Source organism: Streptomyces sp. NPDC059255 (genome assembly GCF_042752355.1).
GTDB lineage: Bacteria > Actinomycetota > Actinomycetes > Streptomycetales > Streptomycetaceae > Streptomyces.
Map to the genome: position 1 here is coordinate 61469 of NZ_JBHYZP010000041.1, position 23268 is coordinate 84736.

General features: G+C 72.0%; 18 protein-coding genes and 1 pseudogene. 13 read left to right on the top strand and 6 right to left on the bottom strand.

Annotation, left to right across the window (positions count from 1 at the left end; all coding sequences use genetic code 11):
* Nucleotides 1-8: 8 nt before the first annotated feature.
* Genes ACFXKG_RS34580 through ACFXKG_RS34590 form a run of 3 tightly spaced genes read left to right on the top strand, consistent with a single transcriptional unit; the run spans nucleotide 9 to nucleotide 3789 of the window.
* Nucleotides 9-1019 carry an ATP-binding cassette domain-containing protein gene (locus ACFXKG_RS34580; RefSeq protein WP_384847430.1) on the top strand — a complete coding sequence of 337 codons (1011 nt, stop codon included), beginning with the start codon at nucleotides 9-11 and terminating at the stop codon, nucleotides 1017-1019.
* Nucleotides 1016-1771: an ABC transporter permease gene (locus tag ACFXKG_RS34585; RefSeq protein ID WP_382898039.1), complete on the top strand. Its 756-nt coding sequence runs from the start codon at nucleotides 1016-1018 to the stop codon at nucleotides 1769-1771. The genes ACFXKG_RS34580 and ACFXKG_RS34585 overlap by 4 nt, the downstream gene beginning before the upstream one ends.
* Nucleotides 1768-3789: a TOMM precursor leader peptide-binding protein gene (locus ACFXKG_RS34590; RefSeq protein WP_384847383.1), complete on the top strand. Its 2022-nt coding sequence runs from the start codon at nucleotides 1768-1770 to the stop codon at nucleotides 3787-3789. The genes ACFXKG_RS34585 and ACFXKG_RS34590 overlap by 4 nt, the downstream gene beginning before the upstream one ends.
* 110 nt (nucleotides 3790-3899) lie before the next feature.
* Here the strand turns inward: ACFXKG_RS34590 and ACFXKG_RS34595 are convergent, their stop codons facing one another.
* Nucleotides 3900-4076 (bottom strand): thiazolylpeptide-type bacteriocin, encoded by a 177-nt coding sequence (locus tag ACFXKG_RS34595; RefSeq protein WP_365816541.1) that lies wholly within the window; start codon nucleotides 4074-4076, stop codon nucleotides 3900-3902.
* Nucleotides 4077-4244: 168 nt separating this feature from the next.
* Here ACFXKG_RS34595 and ACFXKG_RS34600 point away from each other — a divergent pair, with 168 nt between their 5' ends.
* Both ACFXKG_RS34600 and ACFXKG_RS34605 read left to right on the top strand, forming a co-directional pair.
* Complete coding sequence (locus ACFXKG_RS34600; protein WP_384847387.1) at nucleotides 4245-5531, top strand: amidohydrolase; 1287 nt, start codon at nucleotides 4245-4247, stop codon at nucleotides 5529-5531.
* 219 nt (nucleotides 5532-5750) lie between these two features.
* Nucleotides 5751-6662, top strand: a complete 912-nt coding sequence (locus ACFXKG_RS34605) for an MHYT domain-containing protein (protein ID WP_384847390.1) — start codon at nucleotides 5751-5753, stop codon at nucleotides 6660-6662.
* Between the two features lie 98 nt (nucleotides 6663-6760).
* On the opposite strand, the gene ACFXKG_RS34610 is transcribed toward ACFXKG_RS34605, so the two are convergent.
* Nucleotides 6761-7579, bottom strand: a complete 819-nt coding sequence (locus ACFXKG_RS34610) for a FadR/GntR family transcriptional regulator (protein WP_384847393.1) — start codon at nucleotides 7577-7579, stop codon at nucleotides 6761-6763.
* Between the two features lie 267 nt (nucleotides 7580-7846).
* Here ACFXKG_RS34610 and ACFXKG_RS34615 point away from each other — a divergent pair, with 267 nt between their 5' ends.
* From ACFXKG_RS34615 to ACFXKG_RS34640, 6 genes are read left to right on the top strand one after another with little or no spacing between them, the layout of a single operon-like run.
* The gene (locus ACFXKG_RS34615; protein WP_384847396.1) at nucleotides 7847-9208 is read left to right on the top strand and encodes an MFS transporter; all 1362 of its coding nucleotides are present in this window, start codon (nucleotides 7847-7849) and stop codon (nucleotides 9206-9208) included.
* Between the two features lies 1 nt (nucleotide 9209).
* A complete protein-coding gene (locus ACFXKG_RS34620) occupies nucleotides 9210-10946 on the top strand; it encodes a dihydroxyacetone kinase family protein (protein ID WP_384847398.1) in 1737 nt (578 codons plus the stop codon).
* 26 nt (nucleotides 10947-10972) lie between these two features.
* The gene (locus tag ACFXKG_RS34625) at nucleotides 10973-11449 is read left to right on the top strand and encodes a ribose-5-phosphate isomerase (RefSeq protein ID WP_384847401.1); all 477 of its coding nucleotides are present in this window, start codon (nucleotides 10973-10975) and stop codon (nucleotides 11447-11449) included.
* Complete coding sequence (locus ACFXKG_RS34630) at nucleotides 11449-12234, top strand: triose-phosphate isomerase family protein (RefSeq protein ID WP_384847404.1); 786 nt, start codon at nucleotides 11449-11451, stop codon at nucleotides 12232-12234. Before ACFXKG_RS34625 ends, ACFXKG_RS34630 begins: the two co-directional genes overlap by 1 nt.
* Complete coding sequence (locus ACFXKG_RS34635; RefSeq protein ID WP_384847406.1) at nucleotides 12234-13034, top strand: sugar phosphate isomerase/epimerase family protein; 801 nt, start codon at nucleotides 12234-12236, stop codon at nucleotides 13032-13034. The genes ACFXKG_RS34630 and ACFXKG_RS34635 overlap by 1 nt, the downstream gene beginning before the upstream one ends.
* On the top strand, nucleotides 13034-13891 hold the full coding sequence (locus ACFXKG_RS34640) for a phosphogluconate dehydrogenase C-terminal domain-containing protein (RefSeq protein WP_384847409.1): 858 nt from the start codon (nucleotides 13034-13036) through the stop codon (nucleotides 13889-13891). The genes ACFXKG_RS34635 and ACFXKG_RS34640 overlap by 1 nt, the downstream gene beginning before the upstream one ends.
* Before the next feature lie 82 nt (nucleotides 13892-13973).
* On the opposite strand, the gene ACFXKG_RS34645 is transcribed toward ACFXKG_RS34640, so the two are convergent.
* The 3 genes from ACFXKG_RS34645 to ACFXKG_RS34655 form a co-directional block, all read right to left on the bottom strand.
* A complete protein-coding gene (locus ACFXKG_RS34645; RefSeq protein ID WP_384847412.1) occupies nucleotides 13974-16967 on the bottom strand; it encodes a glycoside hydrolase family 2 TIM barrel-domain containing protein in 2994 nt (997 codons plus the stop codon).
* A gap of 214 nt (nucleotides 16968-17181) precedes the next feature.
* Complete coding sequence (locus ACFXKG_RS34650; RefSeq protein ID WP_384847415.1) at nucleotides 17182-19554, bottom strand: Tat pathway signal sequence domain protein; 2373 nt, start codon at nucleotides 19552-19554, stop codon at nucleotides 17182-17184.
* 193 nt (nucleotides 19555-19747) lie between these two features.
* The gene (locus ACFXKG_RS34655; RefSeq protein ID WP_384847418.1) at nucleotides 19748-21652 is read right to left on the bottom strand and encodes a glycoside hydrolase family 97 catalytic domain-containing protein; all 1905 of its coding nucleotides are present in this window, start codon (nucleotides 21650-21652) and stop codon (nucleotides 19748-19750) included.
* 229 nt (nucleotides 21653-21881) lie between these two features.
* On the opposite strand from ACFXKG_RS34655, the gene ACFXKG_RS34660 reads away from it, so the two are divergent.
* Nucleotides 21882-22124, top strand: a complete 243-nt coding sequence (locus ACFXKG_RS34660) for a hypothetical protein (protein ID WP_384847421.1) — start codon at nucleotides 21882-21884, stop codon at nucleotides 22122-22124.
* Nucleotides 22124-22501, top strand: coding sequence for a toxin Doc (locus tag ACFXKG_RS34665; RefSeq protein ID WP_329823943.1), 378 nt, complete (start codon nucleotides 22124-22126; stop codon nucleotides 22499-22501). The genes ACFXKG_RS34660 and ACFXKG_RS34665 overlap by 1 nt, the downstream gene beginning before the upstream one ends.
* A 427-nt stretch (nucleotides 22502-22928) precedes the next feature.
* On the opposite strand, the pseudogene ACFXKG_RS34670 reads toward ACFXKG_RS34665, so the two are convergent.
* Nucleotides 22929-23027, bottom strand: a pseudogene (locus tag ACFXKG_RS34670) (hypothetical protein); the annotation flags it as partial.
* Between the last annotated feature and the right edge of the window lie 241 nt (nucleotides 23028-23268).

Below are 23268 nucleotides of genomic sequence, written 5' to 3' on the forward strand. Positions count from 1 at the left end.
CCAGGACCATGGCGTCCGTGCCGCACGAGTCAGCCGCCGGACCGGCGATCGTCGTCGAGGAGATACGCAAACGATACGGTGACCACCAGGCGGTGGACGGGGTCTCCCTCAGCGTCGGGCGCGGGGAGTTCTTCGGGCTCCTCGGCCCCAACGGCGCCGGGAAGACCACCCTGGTCGAGATCATGGAGGGCCTGCGCCGTCCGGACTCGGGCACCGTCTCGGTGCTCGGCCGGACCCCCTGGCCCCGGGACGTCACCCTGCTGCCCAGGCTCGGGGTGCAGACCCAGTCGTCCGCCTTCTTCGTCCGGCAGACCGCCCGCGAACACCTCCGCACCGTCGCCGCCCTGTACGGGGCCGGCCGGGAGGACGCCGACCGCACCCTGGAGACCGTCGGGCTGACCGACCGGCGCGACGTACGGGTCGAGGACCTCTCCGGCGGCCAGCGCCAGCGCCTGGCCATCGCCTCCGCCCTGGTCCACGGGCCCGAGCTGATCTTCCTGGACGAGCCCACCGCCGCCCTGGACCCGCAGGCCCGCCGTGATCTGTGGGAAGTGCTGCGCGGGCTCAAGAGCGAGGGCCGCACCATCGTCTACACCACCCACCACCTGGACGAGGCCGAGGCCCTCTGCGACCGGGTGGCGATCCTCGTCGGCGGTTCCGTCGCCGCCCTGGACTCCCCGCACCGTCTGGTCGCCGCCGCCGCGGCGCCGACCCGCCTGATGATCCCCGTCGAGCGGATGACCGAGGACGACGCGGCGGCCCTCCCGGGGGTCGACCGGGTCACCGTGCAGGGCGGCTCCCTGGTCCTGGAGACGGCGTCGTCCGGCAAGGTCCTCCAGGCCGTCGACGCGCGTATCGGCCTGGACGGCGTCGTGACCCGCACCGCGACGCTGGAGGACGTCTACCTCCAGCTGACGGGCACCGCGCACAGCGACACCGTGCGCACCACGGCCACACCCACCGAGAACACTCACACCGACACTCACACGCACACCGACACGACGGAGCAGCAGGGATGAGCGCGTACGCGAGCCTCACGGGGGCCGGCTACCGGGCGCAGATCCGGGACAAGGCCACCCTCTTCTTCACCTTCGCCTTCCCCCTGCTGTTCCTGGTCGTCTTCGGACTGATCTTCCGGGGCCAGGAGGTGGCGGAGACCGACCGTCCGTACATCTCGTACATCGCGCCGGGCGTGATGTCCTGGGGGGTGGCCAACGCCGCCGTCTTCGGCGTCGCCTTCACCCTCATGCAGTGGCGCCGGGACGATCTGCTCCGGCTGATCCGGATGACCCCGACCCCGCTCACCTCGGTGCTGGCCTCCCGCTACGTGCTCGCCCTCGGGGTGGGTGTCGTGCAGGCGGTGGTCTTCATCGTCGTGGCGATGCTGCCGCTCTTCGGCCTGGAACTGGACGCCCGGTGGCCGCTGGCGCTGCCCGTGCTGGTGCTCGGCATCACCGCGTTCCTCACCATCGGTGTGGTCATCGGCTCGTACGCCCGTACCCCCGAGGCGGTCGCGGCGATCGCCAACTGCCTCATGGTGCCGATGGCCTTCGTCTCCGGTTCGTTCCTGCCGCTGGACATGATGCCGTCGTGGCTCCAGACCTTCTCGCGGGTGCTGCCGCTGCGCTATCTCAACGACGCGGCGTCCGCCGCCCTCGCCGGCCGCGGAGACCTCGGCGACATCGCCCTGGGCTGCGGCGGACTGGCCGTGTTCACCGTGGTCTTCGGGGCGATCGCGCTCAAGACCTTCCGCTGGAGCGACACCGCATGACCGCCCCCGCGGTACCCGCCACGGACGCCTCGTCCGGTCCCGCGCGGCCGCTTCCGGACGACCGAACCCCCCTGGCCGCGGCCTGCCTCCGGCTCCAGCGGGCGCTGACCGGGCGCCACACTCCGGCCCTCGGGGCGCAGGCGCCGACGGTGGTGCCGCTGGGCGCCGCCGATGTCCTCGGCCACCGCGGCGGCGACCCCTTCGCGGCCGTCCGCCCCGCCGCCACCGTCCATCTCACCTCGCGGGAGGTGCTGGTGGGCCCCTGGGGCGGCGACGGCACCGCGCCCGCCTGCGGCCAGTGTCTCGCCATGCGCTGGCAGCGGCTGCGTACCCGCACCGAACGCGACGCGCTGGAGACCGGCACCCGCACCCGCGCGGCCGGTCCCTGGCCGGAACTCACCCCGTACGCGCTCGACGCGGTCGACGCGCTCCACCGCGCCGTCGTCCTCCCGGCCGGGGTGGACCCGCCGGGTCCCGGCGCCGCCGACCGGTCCCTGCCCCAGGTGTCACGACTGGATCTGGCCACTTTGGAGGTACGGACGTACCCCCTGCTCGCCGATCCGCTCTGCCCGCACTGCGGGCCGGGCGGCACCGGCCCCGGACTCGGCGCGGACAGCGCGGCGAGCGCCGACGGGGCGCCGCTCACCCTCGTCAGCCGGCCCAAGCCCGCCCCGGACGTCTACCGGCTGCGCCCGGCCTCCGCGTACCCCATGCCGCTGGCGGCGCTCGCCAACCCGGTCTCCGGGGTGCTCGGAGCGGGCACCTGGATGAACGTCACCTCGCCCACCACCGCGCCGGTCGCCGGCAGTGTCTTCATGCGCGGCTACGCGGGCCTCACCGACGTCACCTGGAGCGGCCAGGCCAACGGCTTCGACGCCAGCCGCGACCTCGCCTTCCTGGAAGGCCTGGAACGGTACGCGGGCACCCACCGGCGCACCGGCGGCGCGCCGGTCGTCGCCGCCTACGACGACCTGGGGGACGCGGCCCTGTCGCCCGCCGAGTGCGGCTTCTACCCGCCCGAGACCTACCGCGACGACCCGATGGTCAGCCCCTTCGACCCCGGCCGGCCCATCCCCTGGGTGCGCGGACACTCGCTGCGCGACGACCGCCCGGTCCTCGTCCCGGCCCGTCTCGTCCACTACAGCGCGGGGCTCGCCTCCGACAACTTCGTCTTCGAGTGCTCCAACGGCTGCGCCATCGGCGGCAGCCTGGAGGAGGCGGTCCTCGGCGGTCTCCTCGAACTCGTCGAGCGGGACGCCTTCCTGGTCGCCTGGTACGGCGGCACGTCGCTCACCGAGATCGACCTCGGCTCGGTGGCGGACCGTACCGTACGCACCATGATCGACCGGGCCGGGGCGCAGGGCTACGACGTCCACGCCTTCGACAACCGGATCGATCTCGCCGTACCCGTCGTCACCGGTCTGGCGGTACGACGCGACGGCGGCCCCGGCACCTTCTCCTTCGGCGCCGGCGCGAGCCTCGACCCGGCGGCGGCCCTGACGGGCGCCCTCTCCGAAGTGCTCACGTACATCCCGCACCTGCCCCGCCAGGTCACCGAGCGCCGCGCCGAACTGGAGGCCATGGCCGACGACTTCGGAAAGGTCCTGCATCTGAAGGACCACGCCCAGCTCTACGGGCTGCCGCGGATGGCCGAGCACGTCCGCGGCTATCTGGAGCCGTCCGCCGTCCGTCCGGCGGACGAGATCTACCGGAGCTGGGAGGAGGGGCCCCGCCCCCGTACCGGCGACCTGCTCGACGACGTGGCACACGTGCGCGACGAACTCGTGCGCGCGGGTCACGATGTGATCGTCGTCGACCAGACCACACCGGAACAGCGCCGGATGGGGCTGTGCACGGTGGCCACCCTCGTCCCCGGTCTGCTTCCGATCGACTTCGGCTGGTCCCGCCAGCGGGCCCCGGGCATGCCGAGACTGCGCACCGCGGCCCACCGGGCCGGGCTGCGCGACCGGGAGCTGACCGAGCGGGAGATCCGTCTCGTGCCGCATCCCTTCCCCTGAACCGGCGGGCACCGTGTCCCGGCCGCCGCACCGGCGGCCGGAACACGCGAACGGGCGGCACCTGCGCGGAAGGTCGCAGGTGCCGCCCGTCCGGATGCGGGAGCCCTTGATCAGGCGCTGCAGGACGTGGTGCTCGTGGTGGAGGAGCAGGTCGACGTCGAGCTGCAGCTCGTGGAGCCCGCGAGCACGACCTCGCTGGCGTCCGAGTAGTCGGAGATCTCGAAGGTCTCCGACTCCAGCTCCATGATCTCGTCGGCGAGCGAGGCGAGGGTGTTCTTGTCAGCCATGGTGACTCCTTGGTCTGCGCCGGCCCCCGAGGGGTCCCCCGGTGGTCCTGTGCCGTGGTGCCCTCGTATTCCAGCCGAACCCACTGCCACCCCGGTGTGTCTTCCACTGACCGCCCGTGTCAGCGGTCTGTACGTGGCACGCGGCCGGGATGGCGCACGATGGACCGGGTGATCCCTGTCGCGTACCCCGGAGAGAACACGCCCGTCCTGGCCGGACTGCGGGAGATCCTGCGCCCCGCCGTCGCGTTCTGCCTCGATCTGCACCAGCACCCCGAACTCTCCGGCGAGGAGCGCCGTACGGCGGCCCGGCTGGGGGAGTGGCTGCGCGAGGCGGGGTACACGGTGACGGGTGACATCGGCGGCCACGGCGTCGTCGGAGTGCTGCGCAACGGCGACGGACCCCGCGTCATGATCCGTACGGAACTGGACGCGCTGCCCGTCACCGAGCGGACCGGCCTGCCGTACACGAGCAGCGGCCCTGTCGCCCACGCCTGCGGCCATGACCTGCACATGGCCGCCGCCGCGGGGGCCGCGTCGCTGCTGGCCCGGTCCCGGGAGAGCTGGCGCGGCACGGTGGTCGTCGTCGGCCAGCCCGCCGAGGAGACCCTCGCCGGGGCGCGGGCGCTGCTGGCGGACGGACTGTACGAGCGCTTCGGGCGGCCCGACGCGGTCCTCGCCCAGCACACCGCCCTGCTGCCCGCGGGCATGGTCGCCCACGCGTACGGGCCGATGCTGGCGGGGAGCGCCGGCATCGAGGCCGTCGTCCACGGCCGGGGCGGTCACGCGGGCACCCCGCACCTCGCCGTGGACCCGGTGGTCACCGCCGCCGCGGCGGTGCTGCGGCTCCAGGGGATCGTCTCCCGGGAGTGTGCCCCGACCGAGCCGGCGCTGCTGAACGTCGGATCCTTCCACTCCGGGGCGGCCGACAACCTCGTTCCCGACCGGGCGACGCTCGGCATCACGGTGCGCGCCCTGTCCGAGCGCACGCTCGACCGGATGACGGCCTCGGTGGAGCGGATCGTACGGGCGGAGTGCGCCGCCTCCCGCTGCCCCCGGGACCCGGAGATACGTACCGTTTCGCGCTCCCCGGTCACCCACCCCGACCCGGCGGCGACCGCCGGCGTACGCCAGGCTCATTTGCGCCTCTACGGTTCCGAACGTGTGGCAGCCTGGCCCCCGTCCATGGCGACCGAGGACTTTCCGCTGTACGGGGACGCGGGAGTCTCCGTACACGGAGAGGAGGGGATCGCGCTTGTGTACTGGATGTTCGGGGTGGTGGGCCCGAAGGTGTGGGCACGGACGCCGGGCACGGCCGAGGAGAAGCTCGCCGTCCTCCCGCCCCACCACTCCCCGGAGTTCGCCCCGGACATCCGTACCGCGCTTCCCACCGGCATCACGGCGATGACCGCCGCGGCGCTGTCCCGGCTGCGGACCGAAGGCGACGGAAAGAACTGATGAACCGTCATGTCGCATCCCGGTCGGCGTGTTGGAACGTTGCAGTGAGGAACGAGTCAGGACATTGCGGGATCTCTTCGCTCTTGCGCTGCTCGGGTCGGAACACCTTTATCAACAAGTGATCGGACAGGTGTTTGTCGCGACCCTTCATGGCCATAGTGTCGCCACGAGTACACAGTTTCTGCACACAAATCACACGGGGTGAAGGGCACATCACTCATGCAGGGCACCGTCGATGGATTCAATTACGGCGCCGTCACACCTGTGGCGGCCTACCTCATGGCAGTTCTGGGCGGGGCTCTGGGGCTCCGCTGCACCACTAGATCGCTGCGCACCGAGCAGTCCTGGAAGCCCGGTTGGCTCGCGCTCGGTGCGACATCCATCGGTTCGGGCATCTGGACCATGCACTTCATCGCCATGATCGGCTTCCAGGTGAAGGAAGCGCCGATCAGCTACGACATACCGCTGACCGTTCTCAGCCTGGTCGTGGCGATCGTCGTGGTCGGTATCGGGATCTTCATCGTCGGCTACCGCGGGGCGACCCGGGTCACACTGACCACCGCCGGCGCGATCACCGGTCTCGGCGTCGCGGCCATGCACTACATCGGCATGGCCGGGATGCGTCTGCACGGACGGCTGGACTACGACACACCGACCGTCGTGCTCTCCGTCGTCATCGCCGTCGTCGCCGCGACGGCCGCGCTCTGGGCCGCCGTGTCGATCCACGGCTTCCTGCCCAGCCTCGGCGCCAGCCTCGTGATGGGCATCGCCGTGACCGGCATGCACTACACGGGCATGGCCGCCATCAGTGTGCATCTGCAGGGGGCGACCGGCGGCTCCGCCGGAGGCGGTTCGCCGACCTCGATCATGTTCCCGATGCTGCTCGGCCCCGCGGTCTTCCTGGTGCTGGCCGGTGTCGTGGTGATGTTCGACCCCATCCTCGTCCTGGGCGAGGGCGAGTGGGACCAGCCGGAGGGCAAGAAGCCGGTGCGGAGCGACCCTCCGCCGCGGCCCGTCTGGCCGCCCACGTACGACGAGGCGAACAGCGGCAGGGCCCACACCCCGGCTCCCGCGCCCACCTCGGCGCCCGGCCCGCAGGGCGGGCACCAGCGCAGCCCGTACGACTGGTGACGGTCACCCGCTGATCCTCACCCGCCGGCCGTCGCCCGCCGACTGCCGTGAGGTGACCCGCTGTTGGAGCGCCGCCCCGCCTGCCGCGGGGCGGCGCTTCACGCGTTCCGGGCCGCCGCGGTGTCCGCCGCGCCGTTCGCCGCCGTACCGTCCGCGCCGCCGTCCGGCGCGCCGATGGACTCCCGCAGCCGCGCGCTGGCCATCCGCATGTGCTCGGCCATCGCCTCGTTGGCCGCGTCCGGGTCATGGGCGCGGATGGCCGACAGGACGGCGTCGTGCTCGCACAGGGTGCCGCTCACGGTCCCCTCCAGATCGCTGACCCGCTCCATCCACACCTGGAGCAGCGCGCGGATGGAGTGCAGGATGTCGCTCAGCACCGAGTTCCTGGCGATGCTCGCCGTCTCCAGGTGGAAGGCGATGTCCGCGTCGATGAACGCCGCGACGTCCGTGCCGGCGTCCCGCATCCGCCGCAGATGCTCCTCCAGCCGCGCCACGTCCTCCTCGGTGGCACGCTCCGCCGCCAGCCGCGCCGACACACCCTCCATGTGCGTACGGACCTCCACCAGGTCCTGGGTGCGCCGCTGCCCGAGCATCAGTCCCCAGTTGATGGCGCGCGGCAGGAACTCCGAGGTCCCCTCGCGCACGTACGAGCCGGAGCCGGGGCGGATCTCGATGATGCCGAGCACGTCGAGGGCCGAGAGGGCGCCGCGCACGCTGGACCGGGCGACCCCGAGGGCCTCGGCGAGCTGACGCTCCGCGGGCAGCCGGGTGCCGGGCTTGATGTCGCCCGCGGAGAGGTGGTCGAGGAGCCGCTTGGCGACCTCGCTCACCGAGGACTCGCGGACGACGGGGCGCAGCAGCCGGGCGAGATCCGGCGAGGCGGGCGATTGCTGATCAGGCTGACTGGTCACGGTCACCAGTACACCAGATGGGTGTTCCCGCTGTTCAAAGGTGTCCTGAACGCGCCCATAGCCGCGTCGCCCCGCCCGTTGTCAAGAGTGGCGTGCATCACTTGAAGAGTGACGCTCGCCACATTGGTCAATTGGTGACCAATTTTCTTCTGGGGGTTACGTTGAAGACACATCAGCCGGTGGAGCGGGTGCTGCGCTCTGTTTGAGCCATGATCGCCGCCGACTGTGACCCGAGTCCGGACGGAGCTGTCCGGCGCTTCCGAGGGAGTCACCATGGGTGCCACCGCGTTGCCATCCGCCGTCGAGAGATCAGCGATCAAGAAGGTCTCGATCCGGCTCGTCCCGTTCGTCGCGTTGATGTTCTTCGTGAACTATCTCGACCGGACGGCGGTCTCCTTCGCGGAGCCGAACGGTATGGGGGAGGACCTGGCGCTCACCGCGGCGCAGTTCGGATTCGCGTCCGGGGTCTTCTTCATCGGATACATCATTCTCGAAGTCCCCAGCAACATGGCGCTGCACCGCTTCGGCGCCCGCCGCTGGCTCGCCAGGATCATGGTCACCTGGGGCATCGTGTCCCTGCTGTTCACCTGGGTGCAGAACAGTGAGCAGCTCTACGCGCTGCGCTTCCTCCTCGGCGTCGCCGAGGCGGGCTTCTTCCCCGGGGCGATCCTCTTCCTGAGCCAGTGGGTGCCCACCCGGCACCGTACGAAGGTGCTCGCGCTCTTCTACCTGGCCCAGCCGCTCACCACGGTCTTCGGCGCCCCGCTCGCGGGCTGGCTCATCGGCCACCACGGGCTGTTCGGCCTTGAGGGCTGGCGCGTGATGTTCCTCTTCGTGTCCATCCCGGCGATCCTCCTCGGCATCGTCGCCTGGTTCTACCTGATCGACCGGCCCGCCGACGCCAAGTGGCTCACCCCGGCCGAGAAGGAGTGGCTGACCGCCGAGCTGGCCTCGGAGAACGCCGCCAAGACGGGCGCCGACGAGAGCCACGGCCGCGCGGCCCTGAAGGAGGCGTTCCGCAGCGGACGCGTCTGGATCCTCGCGATGGTCTACTTCGGCTTCATCTACGGCCTGTACGCGCTCGCCTTCTTCCTGCCCACGATCATCGAGGGCTTCCAGGAGAGCTTCGGCACCTCCTTCAGCGTCATGGACAAGGCGCTGATCACCGCCATCCCGTACCTGCCGGCCGCCGTCGTCCTCTTCTTCTGGTCCCGGAACGCCACCCGGCACGGCACCAAGACCTGGCACGTCGCGGGACCGGCCGTCATCGGCGGTATCTCCATCCCCGTCGCCCTCTACATGGACTCCCCGGCCGCGACCATCGCCGTGATCACCGTGACGGCGTGCTCGATCTTCGCCGCGCTGCCCGTCTTCTGGTCCATCCCCTCCCGCTTCCTGACCGGCGCCGCCGCCGCGGCGGGCATCGCCCTCATCAACACCGCGGGCAACGTCGGCGGCTTCGCGGCCGGCTATGTCACGGGCTGGCTCAAGGACTTCAGCGGCTCGTACACCCTCTCCATGTTCGTGGTGGGCGGCTTCATGCTCCTGTCGGCCGTCCTGATGGTCGCGCTCGCCCGGCGCAGGCCCGCCAACCCCTCCGACCCCGCGGATCAGCCGCTTCTCGAGGTGCACTGACATGACCCGCCTGTTCAACGCTCCCGAAGCCTTCGCCGACGAGGCGCTCGAAGGCTTCGTGGCGGCCCACCGCCGCTGGGTGCGCCCCGTCTCCGGGGGTGTCGTACGCTCCGCGCCGACCGTGCCCGGTCAGGTCGCCGTCGTGATCGGCGGCGGCTCGGGCCACTACCCGGCCTTCTCCGGCCTGGTGGGCCCCGGGCTCGCGCACGGAGCGGCCGTCGGCAACGTCTTCGCCTCGCCGTCGGCCCGGCAGGTCCGCACCGTCGCGCAGAGCGCCCACGCCGGCGGCGGCGTGGTCCTCATGTACGGCAACTACGCGGGCGACGTACTGCACTTCGGACAGGCGGCGCAGCAGCTCACCGCCGAGGGCATCGAGACCCGTACGGTCGCCGTCACCGACGACGTCTCCAGCGCGAGCACCGACGAGCGCGACAAGCGCCGCGGGATCGCCGGGGACCTGCCGGTCTTCAAGGCAGCCGCGGCCGCGGCCGAACAGGGCCGCTCCCTCGACGAGGTGGTCCTGGCGGCCCGGCACGCCAATGCGCGCACCCGCTCCTTCGGCATCGCCTTCGGCGGCTGCACACTCCCCGGCGCCGACGGCCCGCTGTTCACCGTGGCCGAGGGCCGGATGGCCGTCGGCCTGGGCATCCACGGCGAGCCCGGCATCGGCGAGCAGGACGTCCCGACGGCCGACGAGGCCGCCGAACTGCTCGTCTCCACCCTGCTGGCAGAACTCCCCGAAGGCGTGGCACAGCCGCGCGGCGAGCGCGCCGCGGTCATCCTCAACGGCCTCGGCACCGTCAAGTACGAGGAACTGTTCGTCGTCTACCGCCGGGTCGCCCAGCTGCTCGCCGAGGCCGGGGTCGAGGCCGTCGAGCCCGAGGTCGGCGAGCTGGTCACCAGCTTCGACATGGCGGGCATCTCGCTCACGCTCTGCTGGCTGGACGATGAGCTCGAAGCGCTGTGGACCGCCGGGGCCGACACCCCCGCCTACCGCAAGGGCGCGGCCACCTCCCAGGCCGCCCCCGCCGCCGAAGCCGCCCCGGCCGCGGCCGGTGACGTCCCGGCCACGGCGGTCCCCGCCGCCACCGAGGAGTCCCGCGCGGTCGCCGCCACCGCGGTCGCCGTACTCACCGCCATCAGCGACACCGTGGACACCCACGCCGAGGAACTCGGCCGGATCGACGCCGTCGCCGGCGACGGCGACCACGGCATCGGCATGCGCCGCGGCTCCGAGGCCGCCCGGCTCGCCGCCGTCGCCGCCGCGGAGGCGGGCGCCGGCGCCCGTACGACGGTCAACGCCGCCGCCGACGCCTGGTCCGACCGGGCCGGCGGCACCTCCGGAGCCCTCTGGGGCGTCCTGCTGCACGCCGTCGGCACCGCCCTCGGCGACACCGAGGCGCCCACCGCGCGGACCGTGGCGGGCGGCGTCCGGGAAGCCTCCGCGGCCGTGCGGCGCCTGGGCGGGGCCGAGGTCGGCGACAAGACGATGGTCGACGTCCTCGTCCCGTTCGCGCGGACCCTCGACGACGCCACCGCCGAGGGCGCGGCGCTCGCCGACGCCTGGGACCGGGCCGCCACCGCCGCCGAACAGGCCGCGAAGGCCACCGCCGACCTCGTCCCCCGGATCGGCCGCGCCCGCCCGCACGTCGAACGGTCCCTCGGCACCCCCGACGCCGGCGCCCACTCCCTCGCCCTGATCGTCCGTGCCGTCCACGGCGTACTCGCCGGCCACTGAACCCACCCACCGAGGAGCACCCCCCCATGAGCGACAAGCTGCGGATCGTCGTCGGCTCGGACGACGCCGGCTTCGACTACAAGGAAATACTGAAGAAGGACCTCCAGAACAACGAGCTCGTCGCCGGGGTCACCGACGTCGGTGTCGACGCCGACGGCCACACCGCCTACCCGACCATCGCCATCGCCGCCGCAGAGATGGTCGCGCGCGGCGAGGCCGACCGGGCCCTGCTCGTCTGCGGCACCGGCCTCGGTGTGGCGATCGCCGCCAACAAGGTCAAGGGGATCCGGGCCGTCACCGCCCACGACTCCTTCTCCGTCGAGCGCGCCGTCCTCTCCAACAACGCGCAGGTCCTCACCTTCGGCCAGCGCGTCGTCGGCGTCGAACTGGCCCGCCGACTGGCCGCCGAGTGGCTGACGTACCGCTTCGACGAGTCGTCCGCCTCCGCCGCCAAGGTGCAGCTCATGAACGACTACGAGACCGACGAGGAAGCCGCAGCCTGATGTCCGCTCCCACCCTGCTCGGGGTGAGCCTCAAGATGTACTTCGGGCATCACGAGACCCTCAACTGGGCCCGCCGCATCGGTGACATCGCCGCCCGGCACCCGGCCGTCACCGGCGGCCTCACCGAGGTGTTCGTGCTGCCCGCCTTCCCCGCGATCGTCCCGCTCGGCACCGTCCTGGACGGCACCGGCGTCGCCGTCGGCGCCCAGGACCTCGCCACCGACGACCGGGGGCCGTTCACCGGCGAGGTCTCGGGCCCGTACCTCAAGGAGATCGGCTGCTCCTACGCCGAGGTCGGCCACGCCGAACGGCGCCGCCTCTTCGGCGAGGGCGACACGGTCGTCGCCGCCAAGACCGCCGCCGCGCTGCGCAACGGCCTCACCCCCGTGCTCTGCGTCGGCGAACTCGACCGCGCGGACCCCGCCGAGGCCGCGACGCGCACCGTCGCCGAGCTGGCCCGGATCCTCGACACCGCCGCGCACGAGGGCGGCGGGCGCGGTCCGATCGTCGTGGCGTACGAACCCCAGTGGGCGATCGGCGCCCCCCGCCCCGCCTCGCCGGACCACATCAGCCGCGTCTGCGCCGCCCTGACCGACTGGCTCCGCGAGCGGCCCGCGTACGCCGGAAGCCGGGTCATCTACGGCGGCAGCGCGGGCCCCGGGCTCCTGTCCACCCTCGGCGAGGGCGTCGACGGACTCTTCCTCGGGCGCTTCGCCCATGACCCGCACGCTGTCGAACAGATCCTCGACGAGCTGAGCGGGCGAACCGTGAAGGCGGACGCGTAATGGCCTACGGACTGAGCACCTACGCGTACTTCTGGCGGATCTCCTCGCGCGCCCCGGTCCCGCTGACCGTCGAGGAGATGGTCCGCTCCACCCGGGAGCTGGGCGGCGACGTCTTCCAGATCTGCGACTACCCGCTGATCGAGACCTTCGACGACGCCCGCCTCGCCGGCCTCCGCGCCACCGCCGAGGACCTCGGCGTCACCCTGGAACTCGGCACCCGCGGCATCGGTGAGGACCACCTCGCCCGCTATCTCGAACTGGCGGGCAAGCTCGGTGTCACCCTCGTCCGCTCGATGATGAACACGGCCGACCACCGCCCCGGCACCACCGAGGCCACCGAACTGCTGCGGCGCGCCGTCCCCGCGTACGCGGCCCAGGGGGTCACCCTCGGCCTGGAGACCTACGAACAGGTCTCCACCGACGACCTCCTCACCGTCGTCCGCGCCGTCGACGACCCCCACCTCGGCGTCGTCCTCGATCCGGGCAACTGCGTCGCCCGTCTGGAGCGCCCCCGGGATGTCGTCGAGGCGACCGCCCCGTACGTCGTCAACATTCATGTCAAGGACTTCGCCTTCAGCCGCCGGGACGGCTGGGTCGGCTTCACCTACGCCGGCGCCCCGCTGGGCGAGGGCCTGCTCGACCACCCCCACCTCGTCGAGACCGTACGGCCGCACGAGCGGTCGATCAACCAGATCGTGGAGCACTGGCTCCCGTGGCAGGACGGCGGGTTCGAGACCACGGCCCGGATCGAGGACCAGTGGACCCGGCACTGCATCACCACCCTTCAGAGGAGTAAGTAATGGCCACCGAGAACAAGACCGTCGCCGTCATCGGCGCCGCTGGCAAGATGGGCCAGCGCGTCTCCAACAACCTCGTCAAGAGCGACTTCCGGACGCTGTTCGCCGAGAACTCGCCCAAGGGCCAGGAGCTGATCCGTGGACTCGGCCGCGAGCTCACCGACTCCGACGAGGCCGCCAAGCAGGCCGACGTCCTCATCCTCGCCGTGCCGGACGTCGTTCTCGGCGCCGTCTCCGAGCAGCTCGTCCCGCTGATGAAGCCCGGCGCCGTCCTGCTCACCCTCGACCCGGCGGCGGCCTACGCGGGTCTGCTGACCCGTCGCGACGACGTGCACAACGCCGTCGCCCACCCCTGCCACCCGTCCGTCTTCCTGGAGCGCACCACCAAGGAGGAGTACGCGGACACCTTCGGCGGCATCGCCGCCCCGCAGGAGGTCGTCGCGTCCTTCGAGGGCCCCGACGCGTCCGTACGGGAACTGGCCGAGGCCGTGATCCGCACGATGTACGCGCCTGTCGTCGACGTGCACTGGGTGACGGTCAAGCAGCTCGCCGTCCTGGAGCCGACCCTGGTCGAGACCATCGCCTGCATGGTGGGCGCGCTGCTCACCGAGGCGCTGCACGAGACGGTCCACACCGTCGGTGTGCCGGAGCCCGCCGCCCGCGCGATGCTGCTGGGCCACACGCAGGTCGCGCTCGCCAACACCCTCAAGGGCGACAACCCGTTCTCCGACGCCTGCCTGATCGCCATGGACTACGGCCGTGAGTCGATCGTCAAGGACGACTGGAAGAAGGTCTTCGAGGACGACGAGCTCGACAAGGTCATCACGCGCATGCTCCGCATCAAGGAGATCAAGCGCTGACCCTCGCCCCCGCCGGGCGCGGGTGACACGGTGACCGGCCCCCCCCCGCGTGGGGAGGCCGGTCACCGTCGTTTCCGGATCCCTACTCCGTACCGGCGGGCTGTCCCCAGGCCGCCCAGTCGACGGTGAAGACCGTCGGAGCGGGCAGCAGCCGGTACTCGGGCAGGACGCCGGGACCGCACGAGGCGCTGCCGATGCCCTGCTGCGCCGCGTCCACCGTGAGATGGACGAGACCGTCCCGTACCAGCTCCGTCGGATGGGCCGCGGCGTCCAGCCGCTCGCTGCTCCAGGGCCGGGCGGCGAACGAGAAGGGCGCGGGACCGCTCAGCCGCAGCCCCTCCCCGCCGCCGGCCGGCACGAGCCCGACCCAGCGGACATCGGCGCGGCTGCCGTTCTCCTGCGGGAAGAGGTACGGCGTCTGGAGGCCGTCCACGTCCGAGGCGAACCGTCCGACGCGGGCGGCGGCCCGGGTGTCCGGGTACGCCTCGTGCGGACCGGCGCCGAACCAGCTCACCGCGGAGAGCGCGGCCGGCACGGCGGCGCGCAGCCCCAGCCGCGGCAGCGTCACGTCCCAGGCGCCCAGCGGCCGGACCTCCAGCGTCAGCCGCAGGGCGCCCGCGCCGGAGGCCCCGTCCGACGGCGCGGCGCTCCAGCGGTAGACGGCCGACAGCGCCGCGTCACTGCCCGCGGCGGCCACCCGGGTGGTCACCGTGAGCGTCCCCTCCCCGGGTTCGACGGACAGCACCTTGTGCTCCAGCCGGTCCAGCCCCGCCGCGCGCCACTTCTCGGCCTCCGAACCGCGCCAGCCGCGCAGATCGTTGTCCGTGGGCGCGCGCCACACATCGAGCCGCGGCCCCTCCACCGGCACCGTTCCGAGGCGTACGAGACGTCCGGTGCCCGCGTCGAAGACACCGGCCCCGAGGGTGATCCGGCCACCGTCCACGCAGAGCTCTGCCGTGCCCGCCGCGCCCGGCGCTATCGCGGACACGGGCGCCCCGGGGGCCAACTGTCCCTGTGCCCAGGCCACTTCATGGCCGGCCGGGGCCCACGGCTCGTCCTTGGCGAGCCGCGCGCTGACGGTGAGCCACCGCTCGGCGCCGGCCGGTCCCGCGTCCGCCGCCTCGCTCAGCTCGCGCGGCCAGCCCACGACGACCGAGTCGCCCGCGGCGACGGCGGGCACGGTCAGTTCGCCCTGCCCGCCCGGGACGCCCTCGTCCTCGACCTGCCAGTGGAAGCGCAGGTGCCCGGTGTCGGCGAAGTCCAGGCCGTTGCGCACGGACACCGTGCGCGCGGCGGCGTCCACCCGGATCGCCACCGGTTCGACGACCTTCTTGTACTCGGTCAGCCCGGGGGAGGGGACGCGGTCCGGGAAGACCAGCCCGTCGGCCACGAAGTTGCCGTCGTGGACGACCTCGCCGAAGTCACCGCCGTACGCGAAGAACTCCCGGCCGTCCGCGGTGCGACGGCGGACACCGTGGTCGATCCACTCCCAGATGAACCCGCCCTGGAGCCGGGGGTGCTGCTCGAAGAGACGCTGGTACTCGCTGAGACCGCCCGGGCCGTTGCCCATGGCGTGGCCGTACTCGCAGAGGATGAAGGGGAGCGACCGGCGGTGCTCGTCCAGCTCCGGGTCGGTCGTCGGGGCCTCCGTACCCCGGCCGATCCGGTCGGTCTCGGCGTGGTCCGCGTACATCCGGCTGTAGACGTCGACGTAACCGCTGTCCCAGTCGCCCTCGTAGTGCACCGGGCGGCCGGGGTCGCGCTCGTGCGACCAGTCGGCCATGGCCCGCAGATTGTCCCCGGTGCCCGACTCGTTGCCCAGCGACCACATGATGACGCTGGCGTGGTTCTTGTCGCGCTCGACCATGCGGCGCATCCGGTCGAGCAGGGCGTCGCGCCAGGCCGGGTCGGCGCTCGGGTTGTTCCGCCAGCCGTTGAGGTAAAAGCCGTGGGTCTCCAGGTCGCACTCGTCGATCACCCAGAGCCCCAACTCGTCGCAGAGGTCGAGGAAGCGGCCGTCGGGCGGGTAGTGGCTGGTGCGCACCGCGTTGATGTTGTGCCGCTTCATCAGCTCGATGTCCTGGCGCATCGTCCCGACGGTCAGGGTGCGGCCGGTGTCCGGGTCCCACTCGTGGCGGTTGACCCCGCGCAGCAGCAGCGGGGTGCCGTTGACCCGCAGCAGACCGCCGGAGACCGTCACCGTACGGAAGCCGATCCGCAGCCGGACGCGTTCGCCCGCCGTGGTCAGCTCCGCGTCGTACAGCCGGGGCGTCTCCGCGGTCCACGGCTCGACCGGTGCCTCGGCCCGCTCGCCGACCGCGAGGTCGAGGCCCAGCTCGGGTACGGTGACCCGGCCGGTGGCGTCGGCCTCCACCCGCAGGGCGCCCTTGCCGGTGAGATGGTCGTACTCCGCGTGTACGAAAAGGTCCCCGACGCCGTTCTCGGGCCGGTGCAGCAGGGCCACCGGGCGGAAGATCCCGGACAGCCACCACATGTCCTGGTCCTCCAGGTAGCTGCCCGCGGACCACTGGTGGACCCGTACGGCGAGGACGTTGCGGCCGGGACGCAGCGCGTCGGTCGCGTCGAACTCCGTGGGCAGCCGGCTGCCCTTGCCGTCACCGAGCGGAACGCCGTTGAGATATACGGCGAAGGCCGAGTCGACCCCTTCGAAGCGCAGCACACCGCGCCCCGCGTCCGGCCAGTCCTCCGGCAGCGTGAACTCCCGCCGGTACTCGCCGGTGGGGTTGGCGTCCGGCACGCGCGGCGGGTCGACCGGGAACGGGTAGACGAGATTGGTGTACGCGGGCGTGCCGAAGCGCGGTGTGCCGGCGATGTCCCGCATCTGCCAGCTCGACGGTACGGGAAGGTGCTCCCAGCCGGAGTCGTCGTGATCCGGCGCCTCGAAGCCCGGAGTCAGCGCCCGCAGGGAGTCCGCCAGACGGAAGCGCCAATCACCGTCCAGATCCAGGGTCATGGCGTCCGACCGGTACCGGGCCCGGGGGGCGAGCCGCCCCTGTCCCGGATCGCGGCTTTCGACATAGTCGAGGGAGGCGTGGTCGAGGCGGTCGCTGAGCACGGAGAGATGTCCCTTCGAAGGGCGGGGCGCGGATCTGGTAGAAGGCGTTTTCCGTGCAGCGTAAGTGACTGATCCCCGCCCCGTCGCCCCCTCCGGACAGCGAAGATCAAGTCCAGGAGGGGGAGCCGGCCTCCCCGGCTCACGGACAGGGACGGCAACCGATTTCTGCATGGCGCCTTCCCCATCAGGCCCATGCCCTCGTCGGTCGGCCCGGTCAGGCGGGCAATCCCCACCGGGGGGCCGGTTCGCCGGGTGTGACGGGGCGGACGGTGAGGTCCGGGGCGTCTCCGGCCGAGGTGATGAGCGCCGCTCGGCCCTTGCGGAGGGGAATGCGGATCTCCCCTTCGCCGGTCCGCTCGTACGCCATGGGCCGTCCCCGGTCGTCCCGGACTTCGACGGCTCCCACGATGCCGTGGCGCACGACGCACGGGGCGCCCGCCTCGCTGGTGAGCCGCACCCAGCGGGTCACGCCCTTCTCCCGTACCGCACTGAGCAGGAAGGCGCCCTGCGTACGGAAGTCGTGCACGACCAGATCGCGCCACACCGCGGGGAGGGACGGGAACACCCTGATCGTGCCGCCCCAGGACTGGCACACCATGTCGTGCAGCGACTGGGCGGCGGACAGCGGGGTCTCGATGACCGGGCCGGACTCCTTGTACATGGTGTTGGGCTGGATGAAGCGCGTCATCAGCTGACCGAGATAGGCGAGTGCGTCGTCGCCCTTGCCGAGGAGCGCGGACATGGAGGCCGCGCCCGTGAACGTGTAGCCCTGGAGGGCGCCTTCGAAGCCGACCCAGTGGGCGAGCGATTTCTCGATCAGCGCGCGCTCGTCCGCCGTCCGGCCCGTGATCTCGTACAGCGGATAGACGGCGAGCAGGTGCGAGTAGTGGCGGTGCGACTTGGCGAACGGGACCCCTGACCCGATCATGAAACCGTTGCCGTCCACCGGGTACGGGGTGAGCCTGGCCAGCACCTCGCGCCAGCGGCCCGCCAGCGGGTCCCGCCTGCCCAGCAGTTCGGCCGACTCCAGGAGGGTACGGCAGCCCCAGCGCAGCAGCATCAGGTCGTAGTTGCAGTCGGGCGCGTTGACCCCGTACTCGGGGGAGAAGGTCGCCGGGAGATGCAGCTTGCCGTCGCTGCCCGGGGAAAGGAAGTGCAGGTAGTAGTTGACGGCCCTGCGCAGCAGCGGGAAGAGGACATCGCGCAGGATGGCCTCGTCCATGGTGTGGCGGTAGCTGAGCCAGACGTTGTGCAGAGCCCACGTGAGGTTGCCGACCTCGGGAGTGGGCGGGTCCTGGCCGGGGATGCCGACGCCGTAGCCCAGGTCTCCGGGCGTGGCACCGCCGTTGACGAGCCGGGTGTCGGTGGTGCGCGGAATACCGTACGAGTCCCCGCGCCAGGGAGCGGCGACCTCGGCACCCAGCTGGTCCCGGAATTCGCTCAACGCTCTGGTGACGGCGTCGAGTTCGAGATGGTTCGAGCCATGTATCAGCCAGTATTCGAGCTGGACGTTGAGGTTCCACCAGGTGTTGGGCCAGGGCGTCGGCTCCAGCCACGGCCCGGAGGTCGCCATCACCGGCGCGTCCTTGCGGGCGGCCGCCGCGACCTTGTAGAGCTGGATCCAGTAGAAGCGCTGCAACCGGGCGTCGGGCAGCGACAGGAAGCTCTTCCGGTAGTAGCGGTGCCACCATGCGCGGTGGGGGAGCGCGTGCACGTCGAACGGTACCGCCCGAGCCGTCCTTACCGTGCGCAGCGCGCGGTCGCGGGCGGTGGCCCCCGGGTGGGAGTGCCCGACCGTCGCGTACAGGGTGCGGCTGCGGTGGCGGGCGACTTCCTGCCAGGCGGTGACATGGTGGCCGCCCGCGAGCAGCGGCTGTACGGCGGCGGTCACGTCCCCGTGTTTCTCGATCGTGGCCGGTGGATTGGCCGTGTATCCCTGGGGGATGGGTTTGAACGCGGCCCGCGGGCTGATCGCCACGGCCGGGTGGAAGACCCAGCGGAAGCCGCGTTCACCCTCGCTCGGCGTGACCTCGACGGTGAGCAGGTCGGCCGATGAGTGTACGAAGGCGCGCAGTGTCAGCGAGCCGGCGGTGGTGATGAGGGTGCCGGTCAACTCGGCGTCGCGCAGCCGCAGCCGCCAGTCCAGGCCGGTGATGGTGCCGACGGGCTCCAGAGTGAAGTATCCGATCGGCAGCCGGGCCAGGCCGAAGAGTGAACCGAACTCCGGTCGGTGGTCCTGGACTTCGGAGTGCTGGACATTGAAGCGGACCGCGTTCCCGCCCGGTTCGGCGTAGATGCCGGAGCCGAGGAGGCCGTTGCCGAGGAACGGGCCTTCGTACCAGGACCTCGGCATCCGCTGCCAGACCGGGTCGGCGTCGTCGAGGACGGTGCGCCAGATGTCCGGCGAGACGTGTGGTGCCACCGGCGTACTCCGTGGTGGTCCGGCTTCCCCGGCGGGAGCGGTGGCCCGGGCGGGGGCGGCGGCCTGTGCGGGGGCGGCCGTGCCGCCTCCCACGGCCAGCGCGCCGCCCACCGCGGTACCTGTGGCGAGCAGCGCCCTTCTCGACGGATCTGGTGCCTTGGCCATGGTGCCTCCCGGCTTCTCGTACGAGGACAACGCGATTCCTCCGATCTGTTCCCGCGGAGGAAGGCGGCCGCCGGCTGACCGGCCGGGACCCGGTTGCGCGGGCCCCGGCCGGTCGGCCGGCCTGGGTCTGAGCGGGGCAGGTGCGCACACGCGGGACCGGGTCCGGACCGGTCCCGGCAGGGGCTTTAAGTCGCTAACGGTCGCAACTGGTACGGCCCGGATACCAACGGCACGCCATTGCCGCGAAGCCGCCGTCCGCGACCACCGGCACGGAAAGCGTCGCGTCACCGCGCAGCATCCTGCCCTCGCGTACCAGTCCGCCGGGACCGTCCGTGACCGTCTCCACCAGCCACGTGCCGTGGCCGAGGCGCAGCGGGACCTCGGCGGTGCGGGCCTCGCCCGCGAAGATGCCGCCGATGAACCAGCGTCCGCCGTCGCGCCGGGCCAGGACCGCGCTCCTGCCCGGGTCACCCGCCAGCAGCTCCGTCCTGTCCCAGGCCGCCGGGATCTGCTCCAGGAAGCGCCGGGCCTCGGGGCGTGCGTCGTACGACTCCGGCGTGCCCGCGAGATTCTGGATGCCGGACTCGTAGAGCACGGAGAGCCCCACCTCGCCGGCGTCCGAAGCCGCGTTGGGACGCTCCGCACGCTGGAAGGCGCCCGGCGTGTAGTCCATCCCACCGATGACATTGCGGGTGAAGGGGAGCGTCGCCAGATGCTCCGGGGTATTGGTCTTCTTCTCCTCACCGTTGACGCCCTCCATCGTCATGACCTGCGGCCATGTGCGGTGGATGCCCTTGGGGATCGTCGAGCCGTGGAAGTTGACGAGGAGGTGGTGCTTCGCGGTTCCGGCCAGGATCGCGTCGTACCAGCGGAAGGTCTCCTGCGCCTCGGAGTCCATGAAGTCGATCTTCACGCCCTTGACGCCCCACTTCTCCAGTGTCGGCAGCCACTGCTGCCGCTCCTCAGGAGTGTCGAGGTCGCGTTGGTGGATCCAGACCTGGATGCCGACGCCACGCTCGCGGCCGTATCGCACGAGCTCCGGCATCCAGCTGTTCGTCTGCCAGTCGGGGTCGGTGACGTCCCACTGGTCCGGGTCGAAGTACCAGCCCGCGTCGACCACGGTGTACGGCCAGCCGCGCCGAGCCGCGTAGTCCACGTACGCCTTCTGCTTCTCCAGGCTCTGCCCGGCCGGCCTGCCCCCGGCGAGCCAGGTCCACAGCGCGGGCGCGGGCTTGATCCAGGAAGGGTCGCGGACCTTCGAGGCGGGGGCTATGTCGTCGACGAACGTGGATTCGGTGACGGTCGCCAGATCGCCGGTGATCACAGCACGCCAGGGGGTGGTGAGAGCCCCGTCGACCCGCACCTGTTCGTCCCAGAGCTTGACGCGGTAGGTGGCCGATCCCGCGTCGTGCACGAGGCGCGCGCCCGAGTAGGTCCCGGTGAGGTCGGACTCCGCGACCAGCGCGTAGGTGTCACCGGTCCGGAAGAGCGCCTGCATCATGTACTCGCCGGCGGGGGCGCCGGCCGCGTCGTACCGGGCGAACAGATTCTCGTTGTCCTTCCGGTACTTGCCGAGCCAGGACGCCGAGCCCGCGGGCAGGGTGAAGGCGGAGGTCTCACCGAGCACATCGCCGGTGTCGCCGGGCAGGACGTAGCGGTACGCGACCCCGTCGTCGGAGACCCGCACGAGCAGATCGAGCCTGGCGCCCTCCGCGGTGCCGAAGCGGAAGCGCGCCTCGGTCATCCGGGCATGGCGATCGCGCTCCTTGCCGACGGTGGTGCGGTACGACTCGGAGAGCGTACGTTTTCCGAGCCCGAGGAAGTGCAGCCCGGTGGAGAGGTCGGCTCTTTCGGTGACGATGCCGACGGGAGAGGGCTCGATGACGGTCTGCCCGTCGTGGGTCACCTCCAGCCGCGGGCTGCCGCTGGAGGGATCGAGTCTCAGTACGGCGCCGGGACCGTGCCCGGCACGCGCCGACGGGGCGGAAACCTTCCAGGCGGCAGGCTCGGCGCGGGCCGGGAGCGCGGTGACGAGCGCTGCGGCGAGGCCGAGACACAGCATCAGGACTGTCGTACGGATACGGTCATGGACCGCCATGCGGATCCATCCCTTCTCACATAGACATCGGATGAATGGGAGCGTGGCGAGGATTTGAGGACCTGTCAATGAACCTGACGCGCAATTCATTGGATGGCTGAGAAGCCGTTGCCGGCCCGATGGCACGGTCTCTCTTGATCGAACACGCTGCTGGACCGGCCCGGCGTGCCCGCTTTCCCCTCGGCGACCCCGCTTCCGCGGCGTGGTACCTGTTAGGTACCGTAGGGGTATGCCGTCACTCAACATCAGCTTCACCGACGACGAGCTGGAGGCCGTGCGGGCCGCCGCCGCCGCCGAGGGCAAGTCGCTCAAGCAGTACGTCCACGACCTGCCCCTGCGCGAGCAGCAGCGGCTGCAGTTCCTCCGCTACGCCGTCGCCTGGGGCGAGCAGCACAAGGGTGAGTTCGACGAGGCGTTCGCCGGTGAGGTGCCGCCGGCCCCGGGCGCCGGGCAGCAGGTGGAAGCAGCCTGATGCCGGTCCTGTACATCGATGTGGCCTGGCTCCTGGATGTACAGGAGCAGGCCGTCCCGGAGGACGTGTCCGTGGCCGACTACTCGGCGCTCGTCGCGGCCGTCGCCCGGCACAAGACCCGTATCCCGCGCCCGGCCACGAGCGAACCCGATGTGTCCTGGCGCGCCGCGGCCCTCATCCACACGCTGGTACGGCTGGAGCCGCTGCCGTACCGCAACAGCCTGTACGCCTGCCAGGTGGCCGCCGCGTACATGCACGCCTCGGGCGAGGGCATCGACCCGCCGTACGGGGCGCTCGTCGAGCTGGTGCGCGCCATCCAGTCCGGCAAGGCCAGCGTCTACCAGGCCGCGGACCGGATCCGCGGCTGGCGCATCTGATCCGCGCGGGCGGCGGACCGGACGGGTCCGCCGGCCGCGCGGACCGGTGTCCCGGTCGGGGACACCGGAGCCCGGCCGTCCCGCCCCCCGGTCCGGGGCGGCCGGAAGCGCTGCCGGGAACGAGTACACCGCGTCCGCCCGCCCGGGGGAAAGCGAGTTTCGGTGGTCACGCCGCCCAAAAAGCGGTCCGGAGTGCGCACGGTGCACGGTCCGGAGCGGATCCGGTGCTCCGCCCGTGGCAGAACGGGCCGCTTCCTGGTCACGGCGCACGGTCGGCGTCGGGCGCCGGATCGCACCGGCCGAGCCGCGGGCCCTCGCCCGAGAAGTGGAAGGCGTACACGAGATCGTGCACGCCCGATCCCGTGGCCAGCAGATCCCGCCCCAGCAGCCGCTCCGCGGTGCGCAGCCGGGCCGCGACCGTGGTGCGGCTGCTGCCCAGGCGCAGGGCGGTCCGGCGTGCGTCGGCGTTCGACTCGATCCAGGTACGGAGCGTGTCCCGGACGCGCTGATGGCGGGGGTCCCGCAGCGGGCCGAGGAACTCCGCCGCCCACGCGGCGGCCGTGCCCGGACCCGGCGGGGGGGCCGGGGGGGGCGGGGGGGGGGCGCCGGGGCCGCACCCCCCCGCCGGCCCCCCCCAGCCCCCCGCCCCCCACCCGCACCCCGCGCCCCCCCAGCACGACCTCCCCCTCGGCCGCGCCGTCCGGCGGCGCCACCCCGCCCACGAGCGCGACGGCGCGCGAGGCGGCCATCGCGCGGACGGCGTGGAT

Excerpts from the sequence above, each read along its gene's own strand:
- ACFXKG_RS34580 (WP_384847430.1), top strand. The coding sequence starts at position 9 with ATGGCGTCCGTGCCGCACGAGTCAGCCGCCGGACCGGCGATCGTCGTC.
- ACFXKG_RS34585 (WP_382898039.1), top strand. The coding sequence starts at position 1,016 with ATGAGCGCGTACGCGAGCCTCACGGGGGCCGGCTACCGGGCGCAGATC.
- ACFXKG_RS34590 (WP_384847383.1), top strand. The coding sequence starts at position 1,768 with ATGACCGCCCCCGCGGTACCCGCCACGGACGCCTCGTCCGGTCCCGCG.
- ACFXKG_RS34595 (WP_365816541.1), bottom strand. The coding sequence starts at position 4,076 with ATGGCTGACAAGAACACCCTCGCCTCGCTCGCCGACGAGATCATGGAG.
- ACFXKG_RS34605 (WP_384847390.1), top strand. The coding sequence starts at position 5,751 with ATGCAGGGCACCGTCGATGGATTCAATTACGGCGCCGTCACACCTGTG.
- ACFXKG_RS34615 (WP_384847396.1), top strand. The coding sequence starts at position 7,847 with ATGGGTGCCACCGCGTTGCCATCCGCCGTCGAGAGATCAGCGATCAAG.
- ACFXKG_RS34620 (WP_384847398.1), top strand. The coding sequence starts at position 9,210 with ATGACCCGCCTGTTCAACGCTCCCGAAGCCTTCGCCGACGAGGCGCTC.
- ACFXKG_RS34625 (WP_384847401.1), top strand. The coding sequence starts at position 10,973 with ATGAGCGACAAGCTGCGGATCGTCGTCGGCTCGGACGACGCCGGCTTC.
- ACFXKG_RS34630 (WP_384847404.1), top strand. The coding sequence starts at position 11,449 with ATGTCCGCTCCCACCCTGCTCGGGGTGAGCCTCAAGATGTACTTCGGG.
- ACFXKG_RS34635 (WP_384847406.1), top strand. The coding sequence starts at position 12,234 with ATGGCCTACGGACTGAGCACCTACGCGTACTTCTGGCGGATCTCCTCG.
- ACFXKG_RS34640 (WP_384847409.1), top strand. The coding sequence starts at position 13,034 with ATGGCCACCGAGAACAAGACCGTCGCCGTCATCGGCGCCGCTGGCAAG.
- ACFXKG_RS34650 (WP_384847415.1), bottom strand. The coding sequence starts at position 19,554 with ATGGCCAAGGCACCAGATCCGTCGAGAAGGGCGCTGCTCGCCACAGGT.
- ACFXKG_RS34655 (WP_384847418.1), bottom strand. The coding sequence starts at position 21,652 with ATGGCGGTCCATGACCGTATCCGTACGACAGTCCTGATGCTGTGTCTC.
- ACFXKG_RS34660 (WP_384847421.1), top strand. The coding sequence starts at position 21,882 with ATGCCGTCACTCAACATCAGCTTCACCGACGACGAGCTGGAGGCCGTG.
- ACFXKG_RS34665 (WP_329823943.1), top strand. The coding sequence starts at position 22,124 with ATGCCGGTCCTGTACATCGATGTGGCCTGGCTCCTGGATGTACAGGAG.